This is a genomic window from Rhizobacter sp. P1_G5, assembly GCF_056405435.1.
In genome coordinates this window covers 1-739 of the sequence record NZ_JBFUCB010001139.1, presented here as the reverse complement: position 1 = coordinate 739, position 739 = coordinate 1, and the positions used below count along the sequence as shown (strand labels likewise).

General features: G+C 70.8%; 1 protein-coding gene. It reads left to right on the top strand.

Going from position 1 to position 739, the window contains the following annotated elements:
* Positions 1-739 (top strand): cyclic peptide export ABC transporter (locus AC1D12_RS34590; protein WP_477845565.1); only part of this gene is annotated, 739 nt, incomplete at both ends.

Here is a 739-nt window from a genome sequence, read left to right as displayed (position 1 = left end):
GCGCTGTTCTTCCTGCTGATCGCGGTGATCCTCGGCTGGGCCGCGGCGAGCACGGTGGCGCCGGCGGTGCTGAGCGGCTTCGTGCTGGTGCTGCTGTTCCTGAAGGGGCCGATCGACCAGCTGGTGGGCGTGCTGCCGAACATCGGGCGCGCGAAGGTGGCGTTCCAGCGCATCGGCGACCTGTCGCTGCGCTTCGCGACGCCCGAGCCGCATCTGCACCTGGACCGGCCGGCCGGTGAGGTGACGTTCGCCGATTTGATCGAGCTGCGCGGCGTGCGCTATGCGTTCGATGCGCCGGAGGGCGGCGGCGAGGCCTTCGTGCTCGGCCCGATCGACCTGGTGCTGCGCCGCGGCGAGCTGGTCTTCATCGTCGGCGACAACGGCTCGGGCAAGACGACGCTGATCAAGCTGCTGCTCGGGCTGTATGCGCCGCAGCAGGGCGAGCTGCGGCTGGACGGCCGGCCGGTGACCGATGCGACGCGCGACGACTACCGGCAGCTGTTCACGACGGTGTTCTCCGATTTCTACCTGTTCCAGGACCTGGCCGGCGAGGGCGGGGCGCCGCAGCCGCTGCCGCAAGCGGCGCAGCCCTACCTGGAGCGGCTGGAGATCGCGCACAAGGTGTCGGTGCGCGACGGCGCGTTCAGCACCACCGACCTGTCGACCGGCCAGCGCAAGCGGCTGGCGCTGGTGCATGCGTGGCTCGAAGGCCGGCCGGTGCTGGTGTTCGACGAATGGG